The sequence below is a fragment of the Chrysosporum bergii ANA360D genome (genome assembly GCF_029891735.1).
Lineage (GTDB): Bacteria > Cyanobacteriota > Cyanobacteriia > Cyanobacteriales > Nostocaceae > Umezakia > Umezakia bergii.
This window is the reverse complement of the sequence record NZ_JANQDH010000082.1, coordinates 33543-49068: the sequence shown is the minus strand read 5'-3', so window position 1 is coordinate 49068 and position 15526 is coordinate 33543. Positions and strand designations below refer to the sequence as shown.

Here is a 15526-nt window from a genome sequence, read left to right as displayed (position 1 = left end):
CATTCATAGGGGAACCAGATACCCCCACTACCAAACTTACATCATTTATAAACCGATCAGTATTGACAAATGTCTAAGAAATGGTTCCGAATTGGTATGATGGGTGTTTTTCTGTTATCAATCACCTTACGGTTTTGGGGATTGGAACGGTTTAATACTTTAGTATTTGATGAAGTTTACTTTGCCAAATTCGGCAATAACTACCTTACCAATACACCATTTTTTAATGCTCACCCCCCACTAAGTCAATATATTATTAGTATTGGCATCTGGCTGGGTAGTCATCTTCCTTTTGGGCAAGATACAGTAAATGAACTCACAGGGTCAGTGCGATCGCCCTGGAGTTATCGTTGGCTAAATGCTGTAACTGGCTCTTTTATTCCTGTAGTTGTGGCTGGTATTGCCTATCAATTAAGTCATCGTTATCGCTTTGCTTTACTCGCAGGTTTATTTACAGCCTGTGATGGTTTCTTTTTAGTTGAATCTCGATATGCTTTAAATAATATTTATATTATTATTTTTGGCTTATTAGGTCAATGGTTTTTTTTATTGGCATTAAATAACCAAAATCAACAGCGTGTTTGGTGTTTAGTTCTAGCAGGTATCAGTTTTGGTGCATCAGCCGCCACTAAATGGAATGGCTTATGGTTTTTGTTGGGTGCTTATTTAATTTGGGTAGCAGCTTATATAATTCCACTAATACAGTCTTTTCCCCATCGACCCTTCCGGGTAATATCCCCCACAACACTAATCAGACAAACTCAGCTTTTTTTGCGCCAATGGTATCAGCAATGGATAGAAACCAGTCAAACATCTCCAGCAACTGCAACTTACACACCAATACCAAATCTTACTCAGATAAATATATTGGCAATGCTATTTTATCTAGGAATTATCCCAGCTGTAGTTTACAGCATGATCTGGATTCCTCATCTCCAGCTGGATAAAAGATATGGATTTATAGCAGTACATCAAAAAATTTTGCAATTTCACCTCCACATGGGCGGTAACAGTCCAAGTGTCCATCCTTACTGCGCCCCGTGGTATCAATGGCCTTTAATGAATCGACCAATTGCTTATTACTATCACACAACCCAGAATAGCAGTGAACCTCTCTTAGGCAAAACTATTTATGATGTCCACGCCATGGGGAATCCTTTTTTATGGTGGTTGGGTGTGGGGGCAATTTTGTTTTTAGCAGTAATGCTACTGTTAGAAGTAGTCATTCCTTGGTGGCAAAAACAGCACATACTACCTGCCAAGGTCACTATTCATAGTTGGATTGCCCTATATTTAATAGTAAATTATGCCGCCAACTTATTACCTTGGACAAAAGTTACCAGATGCGTTTTTATGTACCACTATATGAGTGCTGTGGTATTTGCATTTTTAGCGATCGCCTGGTGTGTAGATCAATGTCTTTGCAGTTATTACCGCCAAATTCAGGCCATGGGTCTCACCATAATATTCTTAATTGTGGCTGGTTTTATTTTTTGGATGCCTTTATATTTAGGTTTACCCCTATCCCCTGAAGATTATAAAATGCGAATGTGGTTGAATACTTGGATTTAATTTGGTAAATTAGCAAATGCCCGCCCCACTAAATCCTTAGTTTTATCTTCCAAAGATTGCCAATTCACCCCACCCGCATCATCAAGCAACCTAGTATCAATACTTACAGATTCACTCACAGGAGAGTAATTGAGAAAGCACACTTGATAACAAATTTCCCACAAGTCTAAACTCACCTCATGGTCTTGACGTTGCAAACGTAAATGATAGCCTGGATAGGGCATAGGTAAATCAGCCAGAGTGGCCTTAATTTCATCCGCCCGTTCTAAACTTGCAGATTCCATTTCTTGCAACAACTGAGTTACCCAAGCCTTGATGTCATCACTGGTGTTAGCAGGCCAAATCAAAACATCATGGTAAGTTCCCTTCCAATTCGAGGTATCAAGATGCTTACGAATATTATCGACAACACGAATAAAAGCAGGCTGCATGAGGAGTTCAGCCTGCTGCCATGTAGTTGGGTTAGTTATTCTAGGTGGCATTGGTGGTAAACAGGCAAATTCGATAAACAGTCGGTTAAACCTAAATGATTTTTGATTGGTACTATGTATAACATATCATACTATATTCAATTTCTCCCACGCCCCTAGGGGCTGATTTTCTCCTATTATGATATGCTAACTTGGCGGATTTCATGGTTAAAAGTTGTAATAACAAATATTTATGCTAACTTGGCGGATTTCATGGTTAAAAAGTTGCAGCTATTGATTAGATATTCAATTACCAGCAGAAAAAATCAGCTAATGACTCTGAGGGGAAAATATGATCGGCAAGCTACTAGACCACCGTTACCAAATAACTGATATCCTAGGTCAAGGGGGATTTGGTCAAACCTATATTGCCCAAGATACCAGGCGGCCGGGTAATCCTGTCTGCGTTGTGAAGCACCTTAAACCCACAACTTCCGACCCCAGAGTTTTTGACACCGCCAAGCGTTTATTTAGCAGCGAAGCTGAAACCTTAGAAAAATTAGGTAATCATGACCAGATACCCAGGCTACTGGCTTACTTTGATGAAAACCAAGAATTTTATTTAGTACAAGAATTTATTGCTGGACAGACCCTAGCAGAGGAACTAATACCCGGTCAGCCCTGGAGTGAAAGCCAAGTTTTAGAACTATTGGCAGGGATTTTAGAAATTTTGGAGTTTGTTCACAGTCAAGGGGTGATTCACCGGGATATTAAACCAGTTAACATTATCCGTCGCGCCAGTGATCAAAAATTGGTTTTAGTAGATTTTGGCTCAGTCAAGCAGCTAAGATTACCACTAGTCAGCGTTGGTGGGCAACCTACAGCTACAGTTGCCATTGGCACCCCCGGTTATATGCCCACAGAACAAGGGCAGGGTAAACCCCGCCCCAACAGTGATATTTATTCCCTGGGCATTATTGCTATCCAAGCCCTAACAGGATTACCCGCCATTGAGTTACAAGAAGACCCCAACACCGGGGAACTTATGTGGCAACATTTAGTAGAGGTAAACCCTGAGTTAACAGCACTGTTAACTAAAATGGTGCATTATCACTTTAAAGACCGCTATCAAACCGCAACAGAAGCACTGCAAGCCTGTAAAAGCATTGTTAAGCCAGTATTAACACCAACCACACCGCCAAAATTTCTTCCTCGTCAGCATCACCAAGCTGTTCAATCTGTTTCACAAATATCGCCGGAAAAAACCGTTGCAGTTGCCCCAGCAAATCCTGCCCCTCAACCAGTTGCTGTACAATCTCGCCAAGGCGACCCTTGGCCCTTCTTAATTGGTTTATTTTTAGCGGGTGGGGCTGCCGCTATAGTCACTAACGTATATCCCAATGTGAGAAATTTAGCTAATAACTTTACAGCTAATGACACCAATACTAACACCTGCTTGGCTATGGTGGCAGGCAATTCTAATATTCGTTCTGAACCCAGCGCCATTAATTCTGATACTGTGGTGCAAACCACCAGTAAAAATACTGGTTTAGAGGTAACTGGCAACCGCACAAAACGCGGATGGGTGGAAGTTAAACTTAAATCTGGTGGTTTGGCTTGGGCCCACGTGGATGTAATTACCAATAAGGAACAGTGGGTTTCTTGTCTGCGGGATCAAGGTATTGGCATTAACACAGTAGATGATACTAATTTGATTACAGCCAGACCAATTCCTCAGCCTAAGCCAAAAGATACATCAAATCCATCACAGCCTGAGAACCACAACCAAAAAATTCTAGAACAAGCCAGACAAAAGTATGAATCTGGAAATCTCCCAGCAGCCATTGCTTTACTGCGCTCTATTCCCGGTCATACTTCCTCTGGAATTAAAGAAACAGTTGCTATCATCAATCAGTGGCAAAAAGATTGGGCCAAGGCCGAGGCGCTGTTTAATGACATCAATCAAGCCATAGATGATGATGAATGGGACAAGGTTTTAGATTATCGAAATAATCCCGAAAAACTACCAGATACTAAATACTGGCGGGACAAAATCAAATCTTTATTTCAAGAAGCAGATGAAAAAAATAGGGAACAGGGAATAGACAACTGAGGGAAATTAGAGCGGCAAAATCCACCAAGCGGTGGCCTTAAGTCATGGCAGATATTTAACATTGGTTTCTATGAGCTTAAATGTAAATCTTAAAACCGATATTAAATGTTTCAAAGTATTACATACTGGTAGAGGATCTTAACAAAGGGCAGGCAAAACTAAATAACCTGTAACAATTGTTTTTAACAAACATCCGCAAAATTCCGGTAATATAGGTAATTATCAATTAGTCTTTATTCATCATGTCTTCAACTACTCTGACACTGAATTTGGTTGAAGGTTCCGTGTCCTTCAGCTTTTCAGCCCAGGCAGCACGGGAATTAAAAGCAGCAATCAATCAATTAATCGAACGCCTCCAAGCTCTGGCCGCTAAACCCACCGCCGCAGGTGGTAAGGTCACTCCTCAACCTCCTCTGGAGTATCGCTACACTGGCGAGGTATTTTTAGAAGTTTTTTGTAATCCCAATATTTGGCCTACTCCCTTTGCTGCCAAAGTCCTGCTAACTATCCGCGATCTGAATATTCGCTTAACTACAGAAGCTGAACTAACGCGAATTATTGAAGATATTAACCAATATTTAGAACAAGTGAGCTAAAAAAAGCTAGGGTAATAGCTAAATTACACAACCGTATCTCTGATACCAGAAAAGATTTTTTACACAAGCTATCAACCAAAATAGTTAAGGATAACCAAGTAATTGTTTTGCAAGATTTGAATGTATCAGGAATGCTCAAAAATCGTAGACTATCTAGGGCGATTAGCCGGCAAGGGTGGCGGCAATTCAGAACTTTTTGTGAGGCTAAATCTGAGAAACTTAAAAGGGATTTCCGAGTAATTGACAGATGGGAACCTACTAGCCAGATTTGCTGTTGCTGTGGGTATCGTTGGGGCAAGATTGATTTGTCTATTCGCTCAGTGTTGTGTTTAAATTGCCACACTCTTGCAGACAGATATGAGAATGCTGCTCAGAATATAAAAATGGTCGGCATGGGGCATCGGCACGACCTAAAATGGACAGGGAGTGACTGTAAGACTGTTTCGGCTGCGAGTTACTGTGAACTGTCAAGAATCACCGACCTTCAAGGTCGGTGAGTATGTCAACCGTTGACTGAAATATCAACAGCGAGTGGAGCTAATGGCTTCAGACATGGGGGTTGCTCCCCCGTCATCAGACACGCCACACAACCTTTACGACATGATTTATTAAAAAATATCGTCCTGGGACTGTCAAATCTCCCCTAGTCACCTAGACCAAGATCATACTTAGCTGTGTGACTACTTGAGTTGACATCTTATGGGGTTTTTCACCAATTTGTGGATGCTTTTTTTGATTTTAACTCAACAAAAATGCCCTGAGAATACTCACAGCCTTTTGTTAAGGATACCACAGGATAAATCCTGTTGAACCCCCCCCACTATGTTTTGATACGTTCAAATTCTAATGCTTTTGCCTAAATGAAAAAACTAAAATTCTGGATGGGGACATACATATCAAAATTAGACATTGTACCTGGATTTAAGCGTTGATTTCTTGGCTTTCACATTATAGACATCCCAAAAACCCCCAATCCAAAACCTCAATCACAGAATTAACTAGTCGTTCTCCCATTCTTCACGACCAATCAAATCGCCAATGCGATCGCGTAACAAAAAGTCACATTTTTCTAGTTCACATTCAACACAAACCCACTCTCTAGCTGGAATATATTGGCAGAGTGTATAGATTGGCTGCTGCCTACTAACTATGCCTTTTTGTACCAGTCTGCGGGCTTCATCTTGGATTAGATCCAAGGAGTAGTAAGAATTGATAGAAAGCACCGTATTTACACTCATGTTTTTACTCACAAAGTTTACAATTAGATAATGTTCCCATTCAGTACTGGGAAACACATGACAATGATTTAGACTTGTGGCTAGGGTTTTGTAGTTTGCTATACGGAACTTAATTTATTTTGACCCTATACACCTTCAAATTATCTAAAGAAATGTTAAGAATGTCAACAAAACCTGACGAAACCGAAAAATGTACTTGAATTTGTGATTACCGGGGATTGGTGATTGGCTGTTAAAACGGTTAGTTTCCTGGCTCTAGCCCCCAGGAAAATGTCCTGCTACCTGTTTAGCGCCACCAACGCTTGACAATTTGTGATGCTTACATTGAATCAGACCTGAAGGAATCAGGTCTTTGACACTCCCCACGCTATCGGATGGGATTCCAGCGTCACTGACGTTCCTGACTTCATGATGCAGTTAAAACAAAAACCACCGTAGTTTTAACATTTAGGGCATAGTATGTTAGATGTACTAGTGCCAGCGCCAGCGAATTAGTTGAAAAATGGGGAAGGCGATTAAAATCGCCAACGGCTAACCCCCATCTCTGAAGCCATTAGCTCTGCTCGCCGTTGATCTTTCGGTCAGTTGTTTAGCCAACTTCTCCAAGAGACATTGTTAATCAGTTACTTCTGAAGAAGATTGATCATCTTCATCGGTAGGATTTTCCCACCCTGGGAAACTTTCGGGCGATCGCTCATACTCCAGTTTGTTTAAAAGCGACAACACCTTAGTACCCCTTTCTATGGACTTGTCTTCGATAAAAATCACTTCTGGTGTGCGACGCAGCCTAACTCGTGAACCCAGTTCGCTGCGGATAAAACCCGTTGCTGACCTTAAGCCTGCCATTGTTTCTGATTTGGCTGACTCTGTACCATAAATACTGACATAGACTTTGGCGTGTTGTAAGTCCCCAGAAACATCTACATCAGTCACACTCACCATTCCTGTCCCCACCCGATCATCTTTGATACCGTGGAGTAGTAATTGGCTAACTTCTCGTTTAATCAATTCAGCAACGCGGGAAACGCGGCGATTAGTAGCCATAAGATTCTGCCTCCTCACAGAGGTTATACGACATAATTATATAGGTTAGCCAGAGGATTTTCCCAGTTTAGATGGTACTCAAGCCCAGCATAGCCCGGAGGGTGAGACTAACAAAAACTAGCCCACCCACAATAAACCCCAGCAGAGCCATCAAAGTCACAGGGCGTTTTAACAGTGGACTCAAAGGCTCAATGGTGTTCAGCATCACCCCTAAGAGGATAGTAATAAAGTAGCGGGGGTAGCGAAAGACGTTATCCCAAAATCCGTCAAACATTTGAATATAGGCTGCCTTGTTATAGAATTAGATTTGCTTTTGTATTTATCTAATTGTAATCTATACGGGGGAAAATTATTAATTTCACCTCAAACTTTAGCTGTAAATCAATGGTCAGTCAAATCTCCCCAGAAACTTGCCCCCGTCCATTTTTAAAGTGGGCAGGGGGTAAAAGTCGGTTAATTTCACAATACATTGATTATTTCCCCCAGGAATATCAAACTTATTACGAGCCGTTTTTAGGTGGTGGAGCTATTTTTTTTTATCTCCTTCCGCCAGTTGCCAGATTAACTGATATTAATACTGAACTAATTACTACTTATCGCTGCGTCAGGGACCAGGTTGAAGACTTAATCTGTTTATTGCAAGAACATCAAAAGCGGCATAATAAAGAATATTATTATGAAATGAGAGCTTGTTTAGGATGCACAGATTTAGAAAGAGCCGCTCGTTTTATATATTTAAATAAGACTTGTTTTAATGGACTGTATCGAGTTAATTCCCAGGGTAAATTCAATGTCCCGTTAGGCAGATATAAAAATCCTAATATTTCTCCTGAGAATATTCTCCGGTCCGCATCAGCAGCACTCTCAACATCAGTAATTGAAGCGGCAGATTTTACAGATATTCTTAACTATGCCACAAGCAGTGATGATTTTGTTTATTTTGATCCACCATATCATCCTGTCAGTGAAACCAGCTATTTCACAGCTTATAGTAGCTATTGCTTTGGAGAAAATAAACAATTTCAACTCAGGGATATATTTGTTGAGTTAGCCCAGCGTGGTGTAAAATTGATGTTATCTAATTCAGATTGTCAGTTTATTCGCCAACTTTATAAAAACTTCAACATTCACACAATATCAGCCAAAAGGTCTATTAATTCTAATGCTAAAAAGCGCGGCAATATCAGTGAGGTGTTAGTTACTTCCTATGGGAATGAGGGCGGGAACAGGCACAAATAAACAATCATAAGAAAATAAGTAAGGTGATTTCCCCATCTTCATCTCTAGATACCTTCAACTGGGTTTTTTAGTTAAAGATTTTTTATGTAGTAGTTGATGGGGAAATTTCTGGTTAAAAACATCTGTTATCTAAAAAGTTGAACCCAGGGCTATTTCAAATTTTAACTGGCTTGAACCTGACCATCACCATTACGGATATCCCATGCCAATTCTAGCATACGAGTCCATCTTTTTTGTACCTGTTTGGGTGTACATTTAACAGCTTTAGCAATCACCTGATCACTATGTCCGCTAATTTTTAACTGCAAAATTTGTTCCTGCTGAGTAGATAAAACATTGAGGAAACTTTCCCATTGCTGAGAATTTAAACCCAATTTTTGCTCTAAACCAGCACCCAACCATTGATGAACTAATTGCCATTGGTGATTTTTAGCAAATTTTTCCACATGATACTTAAAACGCTGTTGCAGATAGTCCCGCTCCCGGCTGGTTAAACCGAGAACTTCGTCAATTTCTGGGGCTGATAGGTCTTGTAATTTTAGCGCCAGGTAGTCTACACAGTCAGATTGACCTTGAGACTCTAAGTATTTGGATAATTCTGTAATCACGCGATCGCGCTCTGACTCTTCAGATAGATCATAATTACTCTGGGCAATCATTTGTGATCTGATTTGTTGAACTGCCGAGTTGCGCTGGTACATTTCTGCTTCTTCACTTTTAGCAGATTCCACCGCCATTTCAATATCCACAGTGGTTTCTTGGGGCTGACGACGGGCAAAACCTTGGGCGCGGAGGATAATCAATTGCTGATTATTCCCACCGGGTAAAGTAATACGCCGTTTAGCATATTGCTCTGTAAATGCGATGTACTCTGCTAATTCTAACTTAGTACGGGGTTGGTAATTTTCTGGCAGTTCACCTTCCCTGCGGAAGGTTTTAATAGCTTCTATGTAAAATATTTGCAGAAAGTCCTCAATCAGATTGTAACGAGCATTAAATCCAAACTCAGAACCAGAATTGCTGACATGGCGGTAAATCACCGCACCTAAATTACTATGTAATTCCACTCTACCCCGGTGGGAACCCAATTGGTAGTAGTGCAGGCACTTTTGCAGGCGATGTCTCGCTAAATTAACTTGCCATGCTTCGATTTCCCCAGATTTTTGAATGCGAGAGCTTTTATCACATATTCGTTCAACCTCTGTAGCAATACGGTTTGATACTGCTTGTATACACTGAGACGTGGCCTTGACGTGAGCGCGCATTTCTTCATACAGCAGTTGTCTCAAGCTATTGGGATGCTGTTCTGCTGACTCTGACGCTGAACCGTTGCAGAAAAAGGCGGACTGAATAACTGGTAGATTAGCAAAATTGGCTTTCATGATTTTTTCCAGAGTGTGGTATGCACCGTAACGACAATATGAACACAGCAAAGCCAGAGTAAGCTTGAGAACCATTTAGTATTCTCACGACTCTCTGCAAGCACTGCTGATATATAAGACTGTAGGCAATTAAAAAAGTTACAGGTCAACCAATGTGTCGGTTTTTGGATAAGCAACCAAACTGAGTATGGCACAAAGATATCTGACACGCTGTAAAAATGGGGAAAAGACTTGCTAGATCGACATTAGTCGCCATCCTGTTGGATTCTACTGCCTGATATTATGTGTATGACGGTTTCAAAACTGGATCACTAACTTGTTTCTCACACCCAAGCTGCTGCTGCTTCCCAACCTAAACCCCGTCTGGTGATCATTGGTTCATCTCCTGTTAGGTCGATAATTGTAGACACCTCATAACCTGGTTCCTCTCCAGTGTCTATAATTACATCAACTAACTTATCCCACCGATCAAATAGCTCTACCCGCGATAGTCTGGGTTCTAAGTCTAGCCCTACTGGTTCATCATCTGGTGGAAGATGTGCTGAAGTTGAAATAATCGGATTTGCCAAAGCTGCTAACAATGCCCAACACACACTATGGTCTGGTACACGAATCCCCGTGGTTTTTCGCTTCGGGCTTTGCACTAATCGCGGTACTAACTTGGTAGCTGGTAGTAAAAACGTATAAGTTCCCGGTATCAAGCGCTTCATGGTGCGATAAGCCGTATCACTAACAAAGGCATAGGTAGCGACATTTGATAGTGAGGGACACAGAAATGTCAATGGTTTATCATTAGCCATCTGTTTAATTTGCCGCACTCTTTCCACTGCCGACTTGGCATTTAAATCACAACCGATCGCATAAACTGTGTCTGTAGGGTAGAGCATAACTGCACCATTAGAAAGCGCTGATTTTATTTGTTCTATACTGCGGGTTTGTGGATTATCAGGATGGACTGAGAAAATTTTTGCCATATTGAGTTGGGAATGAAAGGTGAGTAATAGTGGATTCTGGGGTAAATGTAGAATTTTGCGTTACACATATTTTCAGTAGATGAATAGGTGACACAAATACGCCATGATTAACATCAGAATATAGCGATTTTTGCCCAAGTGAGGTACATGGTTAGCGGGCAAGATGCCTGCAATACAATAATTTTATCATTTACATTTGTATCTCACCTGTTTAATAAATGCTATAATTGTGCAAAATATGAAAATAAACTAGACTATCTTATCCATATGACTAAAGTTGCTTATCTTCAATGTCCGACGGGGATTTCTGGTGATATGTGCTTAGGCGCTTTGGTGAGTTTGGGTGTTCCGGTGGAATATTTAACTGAAACACTCAATAAATTGGGAATTGCTGATCAGCATAAGCTAAGAGCAGAACTTGTGCAACGCAATGGTCAGCAGGCCACTAAAGTTCATGTTGATTTACTAGACAACCATCACCACCACGGCCGACACCTCCCAGAAATAGAAAATATGATCCTTAAAGCCGCGTTACCATCACGGGCAAAAGCTTGGAGTTTGGCTGTGTTCCGACAGTTAGCAGTGGCAGAGGGGGCAGTACATGGTATTGTGCCAGAGAAGGTACATTTCCATGAAGTGGGCGCAGTAGATGCAATTGTGGATATTGTGGGTACTTGTTTGGGTTTGGATTGGTTGGGAATTGCCAGTAATGATCAAGGATTACCATTACTATACTGTTCAGCCCTGCCCACCGGTGGGGGAACAGTGCGCGCAGCCCACGGTGAAATGGCCGTACCAGTACCAGCTGTATTGAAGTTGTGGGAAATGCGGGGTTGTCCAGTTTTTAGTAACGGTATGGAAAAAGAACTTGTGACACCAACAGGCGCGGCCATCGCTACTACCCTCAGTACAGAATTTGGTTCACCACCACCCATGACTATCAAACAAGTGGGACTGGGAGCAGGAACGATCAATTTAGCTATTCCTAATATATTACGTCTATGGCTGGGCGATCGCACTAATAATTATGAAGATTTCCATCCTAGTTCAGAAACCATTACTGTACTTGAAACTCAAATTGATGATTTAAATCCCCAAGCCCTCGGTTATGTTTTTGAAGCTTTATTTGCCGTTGGGGCGGTGGATGTGTTTACCCAGCCAGTGGGGATGAAAAAATCCCGTCCCGGCATTTTATTAACTGTAATTTGCCATCCTGAGAATATACTGGCTTGTCAAGCGGTGTTATTCCGGGAAACCACCACTTTAGGAATTCGCCAAAGTACCCAACAGCGCGCCATTTTACCACGGGAAATTCAATCTGTGGAAATTGAATATGGCAAGGTCCGGGTTAAAGTAGCATGGTTAGGAGAAAAGCAAGATAATTGTATTGCCAATGTGCAGCCAGAATATGAAGATTGTGCAGAACTAGCTCGACAGTACAATATTCCCTGGCGCGAGGTTCAACGATTAGCATTACAAACCTGGTATTTACAAAATCAATTGAGGTATAGGGAATAAGTTCAAATACACAAGCACTGCTCCCCTGCTCCCGTTGAAGTAAGAAGCAAATTCTAGCTTTTTCTAGGTTTTATCTAGCAGGTCAAATATTTGTCGGCACATGATCAAGCAAATTTTACGCTGGCTCATTCTGGGTGTAACGCTCTTTTTTTTAGGTAGAGCCATCAATGGTCACTGGTCTGAGGTGATGGCGATCCAAATTGATGCAGTAGGATGGTCAGTCCTTTCTATAGCTACGGGTGTGACTCTATTGGCTCATGTTTGGGGTGGTTGGATATGGACTGGGATTTTAAGAGAATTAAATCAAGTTGTGCCAAGTTCGGAATTTATTCAAGTCTACCTCAAAACAAATATTGCTAAATATTTACCTGGCAATGTTTGGCATCATTATGGGCGCATTGTAGCCGCGAAAAATGCTGATGTTCCTGCCGGTGCTGCTACTTTAAGCGTATTGCTGGAACCCTTACTCATGGCCGCAGCAGCTTTAATCATTATTATTGTCTTGGGAGGACAATTTACAGCCACCCATACCACTATATTTATCCAAATATTACAATTCTTTAGTTTGGCAGTGGTGCTTTGTGCCGTTCATCCCCGATTTTTAAACCCAGTAATCCGCTTGGTATATCAATTAAAGAGCAAAAAATTAAAAAGCAAAAACCCTACCACCACTAGCCCTACTATTCCCTTCAACTTAAAACGCTATCCCCTCAGACCCTTGTTAGGAGAGTTGGGTTTTTTATTTTTGCGTGGTGGCGGGTTTATTTTAACTGTGTTTGCTCTCACTCCCTTGCATCTGAGCCAGTTACCTCTATTATTAGGGGCTTTTAGTTTTGCCTGGTTATTGGGTTTTGTAGTTCCGGGTGCGCCTGGGGGGTTGGGTGTGTTTGAAGTGACCGCCATCAGTTTGTTACAACATCATTTTCCTGCTGCTGTGCTGATTAGCGCCATGGCCTGTTATCGTCTTATCAGTATTATTGCTGAAGCTGCTGGTGCTAGTTTAGCTGCTTTCCAGCAACGTGTTAGTAAGAATGAGGGAACAGAAAAGAGCGAATAAAAACTTACATTTCCCCTGGTTGAGACACAGGGGATTTCCAAATTTTCTAGCTCGTTTCTAGACCGACGTTAATAAAGTGCTTACCACGAACTGCGATCGCTCACACACCATGTAAAACCGCCAAAATTACAGTTGAGAAAACCAAAACATTAGTTAATGGGGGTGGAGGGACTTGAACCCACACGACCTTTTACGGTCAACGGATTTTCATTCTCTCGTAGCTTTCACTACTGCTAGGCTGTAGTAGCCTTTAGCTTTGAGAATTGGACTCTCTCTTTACCCTCGGCTTAACGTTAGGGTAGCTCCCGTCGAGTCTCTGCACCTTCCGAACAGTAATTAGTTTCGGCTTGGCTCAGGATTGCCTTGTCTGTTCACAGATTTAGGTTTCCCTGAATTTGAGAGCTTCCACTTGACAGATTTCTCTATCAAGGCTCAGTTTTCTAAGTCCGTAGCGTCTACCATTCCGCCACACCCCCGAACGGGTAGTTTGTTTTTTTTTACAGGTACTAAACAGCAACTGAGAAAACCTACTAAAATCTAATAACTTAGAAATGCGTAATAGTTTTCGTCTTGTTTACTGCCTTGACCACTATAGCATCTAATTCCAGAATATGACAACAATTTTTTTGAGATTTGCAAAAATTAATCTCTCATCTAGCTAGACTTTCCTTAACAAGGGGGTTCGGCCTATGATGGAGAACAGAAGCACTCTATATTTTTTGTCCACTTCCAGAGAAAATCTATGATTGTAGCCCTGTTGTATCTAGCTTTAGCTGGAGCTTACCTATTAGTCATCCCTGTTGTGGTGATGGTGTATCTCAAACAGCGCTGGTATGTTGCCACCTCCATAGAGCGCACTATCATGTATTTTATGGTGTTTTTCTTTTTACCTGGGTTGTTGCTGTTATCGCCATTTGTCAACCTGCGACCCCGTCCCCGACAAATAGAAGTTTAATAATTTGGTAGGTCATAACTCTCATGCGACGCATTGACGCTATTGGAATTGGCTTGGGTGTTTTTATTGCCGGTGGTTTGGCATATATAGGACTAGATCTGGTAGGTTTAGATGATCTACAAGCAGGAATCTGGAGCCAAGTCTTGCTGGTGAGTGGCTTGCTAGGTTGGTTAGCTTCCTACATATTCCGCGCAGTGGGAAATAAAATGACCTACCATCAGCAACGAGAAGAGTATGAAAAAGCCTTTCTCCAGAAACGTTTGGATGAACTCACCCCAGAGGAACTAGCGAAAATTCAGGCAGAAATCGAACAAGAATCGCAAGGTCGAGTGTAAAGTGATCATTGGTCAGTTATTTTTCCTTGGCTAACTGACCACTGACCACTGATTGATAATTTTTGAGTCATGACTGCCATTTCTGATTGCTTTAACACCTTGAGACAAAATCGAGAGTGTGCTTTAATTCCCTTTATCACCGCCGGAGACCCTGATTTAAGCACTACAGCCGCAGCCCTGCAAGTTTTAGACCATCATGGGGCAGATTTAATTGAACTAGGTGTCCCCTACTCTGACCCGCTAGCAGATGGGCCAGTTATTCAAGCAGCCGCAACCCGTGCTTTACAACAGGGGACAAAACTAGAACAAGTCTTAGAAATGTTGCAAACTACCACCCAGAGTTTGCGATCGCCCATCATTCTGTTCACTTACTACAACCCTATTTTGTACCGTGGCATAGACAAATTTTTACAACGAATTGCCGCCGCCGGGGTATCAGGATTAGTGGTGCCAGATTTACCTTTAGAAGAAGCAGAAGGACTACTCAAACCCGCCAGTGAAATTGGTATTGACTTAACTTTATTAGTGGCTCCCACCAGTTCCCCCCAACGTATAGAGGCGATCGCTCGCTCTTCCCAAGGATTTATTTATTTAGTTAGTGTCACCGGTGTCACCGGGATGCGGAATCAGATAGAATCGAGAGTTTCAGATTTACTAGCTCAAGTTCGTAGTCTTACAGATAAGCCCATTGGGGTAGGGTTTGGAATATCCGCTCCTGCACAAGCTCGTCAAGTGAAAGAATGGGGGGCAGATGCAGCAATTGTCGGTAGTGCCTTTGTCAAACGTTTAGCAGAAGGAACACCAGAACAGGGACTACAGGCCATCGCTGAATTTTGCCAAACTCTCAAAACAGCCATCAAGACACCTGACCCATCAACACCCAACTTGCCAAAAACCAAAAACTAAAATAAAAAAATAACAGGGTTGTTTTTTTACCACAATTTAGTGTAACTTAGTGGACAATTTGGCAAATATAGTTTTGAATATTAACAGCAGTATGCTGTAAAAAAAAACTAGCTAGTCCGGTCACCTATAGTTGAGTATTATCTGGAGTTGAGTAGGCAAACAATGATCAGTGTGAGAGTGAATCAGT

The 15526-nt window shown here is 41.6% G+C and carries 16 protein-coding genes; 10 read left to right on the top strand and 6 right to left on the bottom strand.

The annotated features are described in order from the left end of the window. Window positions 1-69: 69 nt before the first annotated feature. The gene (locus NWP17_RS12460) at window positions 70-1572 is read left to right on the top strand and encodes a dolichyl-phosphate-mannose--protein mannosyltransferase (protein ID WP_280655223.1); all 1503 of its coding nucleotides are present in this window, start codon (window positions 70-72) and stop codon (window positions 1570-1572) included. Here the strand turns inward: NWP17_RS12460 and NWP17_RS12455 are convergent. After that, on the bottom strand, window positions 1569-2054 hold the full coding sequence (locus NWP17_RS12455; protein WP_280655222.1) for a hypothetical protein: 486 nt from the start codon (window positions 2052-2054) through the stop codon (window positions 1569-1571). The two genes, NWP17_RS12460 and NWP17_RS12455, sit on opposite strands and share 4 nt — an antisense overlap. Before the next feature lie 280 nt (window positions 2055-2334). On the opposite strand from NWP17_RS12455, the gene NWP17_RS12450 reads away from it, so the two are divergent. From NWP17_RS12450 to NWP17_RS12440, 3 genes are all read left to right on the top strand, one after another. After that, entirely contained in the window at window positions 2335-4095 is a 1761-nt protein-coding gene (locus NWP17_RS12450; protein ID WP_280655221.1) for a protein kinase domain-containing protein, read from the top strand. A gap of 242 nt (window positions 4096-4337) precedes the next feature. Next, complete coding sequence (locus tag NWP17_RS12445) at window positions 4338-4691, top strand: hypothetical protein (RefSeq protein WP_280655220.1); 354 nt, start codon at window positions 4338-4340, stop codon at window positions 4689-4691. Continuing rightward, a complete protein-coding gene (locus NWP17_RS12440; protein ID WP_280655247.1) occupies window positions 4670-5188 on the top strand; it encodes an RNA-guided endonuclease TnpB family protein in 519 nt (172 codons plus the stop codon). The genes NWP17_RS12445 and NWP17_RS12440 overlap by 22 nt, the downstream gene beginning before the upstream one ends. Window positions 5189-5689: 501 nt before the next feature. Here the strand turns inward: NWP17_RS12440 and NWP17_RS12435 are convergent. The 3 genes from NWP17_RS12435 to NWP17_RS12425 form a co-directional block, all read right to left on the bottom strand. Beyond that, window positions 5690-5929: a DUF4327 family protein gene (locus NWP17_RS12435; RefSeq protein WP_280655219.1), complete on the bottom strand. Its 240-nt coding sequence runs from the start codon at window positions 5927-5929 to the stop codon at window positions 5690-5692. A 615-nt stretch (window positions 5930-6544) separates the two neighbouring features. After that, window positions 6545-6973, bottom strand: a complete 429-nt coding sequence (rbfA, locus tag NWP17_RS12430) for a 30S ribosome-binding factor RbfA (protein WP_280655218.1) — start codon at window positions 6971-6973, stop codon at window positions 6545-6547. A gap of 67 nt (window positions 6974-7040) precedes the next feature. After that, window positions 7041-7247: a DUF751 family protein gene (locus tag NWP17_RS12425; RefSeq protein WP_280655217.1), complete on the bottom strand. Its 207-nt coding sequence runs from the start codon at window positions 7245-7247 to the stop codon at window positions 7041-7043. A 110-nt stretch (window positions 7248-7357) separates the two neighbouring features. On the opposite strand from NWP17_RS12425, the gene NWP17_RS12420 reads away from it, so the two are divergent. Continuing rightward, entirely contained in the window at window positions 7358-8212 is an 855-nt protein-coding gene (locus tag NWP17_RS12420; RefSeq protein WP_280655216.1) for a DNA adenine methylase, read from the top strand. 161 nt (window positions 8213-8373) lie between these two features. On the opposite strand, the gene NWP17_RS12415 is transcribed toward NWP17_RS12420, so the two are convergent. Next, the gene (locus NWP17_RS12415; RefSeq protein WP_280655246.1) at window positions 8374-9594 is read right to left on the bottom strand and encodes a HetZ-related protein; all 1221 of its coding nucleotides are present in this window, start codon (window positions 9592-9594) and stop codon (window positions 8374-8376) included. 323 nt (window positions 9595-9917) lie between these two features. Continuing rightward, complete coding sequence (locus NWP17_RS12410) at window positions 9918-10568, bottom strand: L-threonylcarbamoyladenylate synthase (protein ID WP_280655215.1); 651 nt, start codon at window positions 10566-10568, stop codon at window positions 9918-9920. A 267-nt stretch (window positions 10569-10835) separates the two neighbouring features. Between NWP17_RS12410 and larC the strand changes: the two genes are divergently transcribed. The 5 genes from larC to trpA all read left to right on the top strand — a co-directional run bounded on the left by larC (window position 10836) and on the right by trpA (window position 15339). Next, entirely contained in the window at window positions 10836-12086 is a 1251-nt protein-coding gene (gene larC / locus NWP17_RS12405; protein ID WP_280655214.1) for a nickel pincer cofactor biosynthesis protein LarC, read from the top strand. A 100-nt stretch (window positions 12087-12186) separates the two neighbouring features. After that, window positions 12187-13143, top strand: coding sequence for a lysylphosphatidylglycerol synthase domain-containing protein (locus tag NWP17_RS12400; protein WP_280655213.1), 957 nt, complete (start codon window positions 12187-12189; stop codon window positions 13141-13143). Window positions 13144-13855: 712 nt separating this feature from the next. Next, on the top strand, window positions 13856-14098 hold the full coding sequence (gene ndhL, locus NWP17_RS12395; RefSeq protein ID WP_280655245.1) for an NAD(P)H-quinone oxidoreductase subunit L: 243 nt from the start codon (window positions 13856-13858) through the stop codon (window positions 14096-14098). Window positions 14099-14121: 23 nt separating this feature from the next. After that, window positions 14122-14433 carry a DUF3007 family protein gene (locus NWP17_RS12390; protein WP_280655212.1) on the top strand — a complete coding sequence of 104 codons (312 nt, stop codon included), beginning with the start codon at window positions 14122-14124 and terminating at the stop codon, window positions 14431-14433. A 69-nt stretch (window positions 14434-14502) separates the two neighbouring features. Beyond that, a complete protein-coding gene (gene trpA, locus NWP17_RS12385; protein WP_280655211.1) occupies window positions 14503-15339 on the top strand; it encodes a tryptophan synthase subunit alpha in 837 nt (278 codons plus the stop codon). Window positions 15340-15526 lie beyond the last annotated feature (187 nt).

Bases quoted from the DNA above. Each gene is read 5' to 3' on its own strand.
- NWP17_RS12425 (WP_280655217.1), bottom strand. From the start codon at position 7,247: ATGTTTGACGGATTTTGGGATAACGTCTTTCGCTACCCCCGCTACTTT.
- trpA (WP_280655211.1), top strand. From the start codon at position 14,503: ATGACTGCCATTTCTGATTGCTTTAACACCTTGAGACAAAATCGAGAG.
- NWP17_RS12420 (WP_280655216.1), top strand. From the start codon at position 7,358: ATGGTCAGTCAAATCTCCCCAGAAACTTGCCCCCGTCCATTTTTAAAG.
- NWP17_RS12435 (WP_280655219.1), bottom strand. From the start codon at position 5,929: ATGAGTGTAAATACGGTGCTTTCTATCAATTCTTACTACTCCTTGGAT.
- NWP17_RS12455 (WP_280655222.1), bottom strand. From the start codon at position 2,054: ATGCCACCTAGAATAACTAACCCAACTACATGGCAGCAGGCTGAACTC.
- NWP17_RS12460 (WP_280655223.1), top strand. From the start codon at position 70: ATGTCTAAGAAATGGTTCCGAATTGGTATGATGGGTGTTTTTCTGTTA.
- NWP17_RS12415 (WP_280655246.1), bottom strand. From the start codon at position 9,594: ATGAAAGCCAATTTTGCTAATCTACCAGTTATTCAGTCCGCCTTTTTC.
- NWP17_RS12445 (WP_280655220.1), top strand. From the start codon at position 4,338: ATGTCTTCAACTACTCTGACACTGAATTTGGTTGAAGGTTCCGTGTCC.
- NWP17_RS12400 (WP_280655213.1), top strand. From the start codon at position 12,187: ATGATCAAGCAAATTTTACGCTGGCTCATTCTGGGTGTAACGCTCTTT.
- rbfA (WP_280655218.1), bottom strand. From the start codon at position 6,973: ATGGCTACTAATCGCCGCGTTTCCCGCGTTGCTGAATTGATTAAACGA.
- NWP17_RS12450 (WP_280655221.1), top strand. From the start codon at position 2,335: ATGATCGGCAAGCTACTAGACCACCGTTACCAAATAACTGATATCCTA.
- larC (WP_280655214.1), top strand. From the start codon at position 10,836: ATGACTAAAGTTGCTTATCTTCAATGTCCGACGGGGATTTCTGGTGAT.
- NWP17_RS12410 (WP_280655215.1), bottom strand. From the start codon at position 10,568: ATGGCAAAAATTTTCTCAGTCCATCCTGATAATCCACAAACCCGCAGT.
- NWP17_RS12390 (WP_280655212.1), top strand. From the start codon at position 14,122: ATGCGACGCATTGACGCTATTGGAATTGGCTTGGGTGTTTTTATTGCC.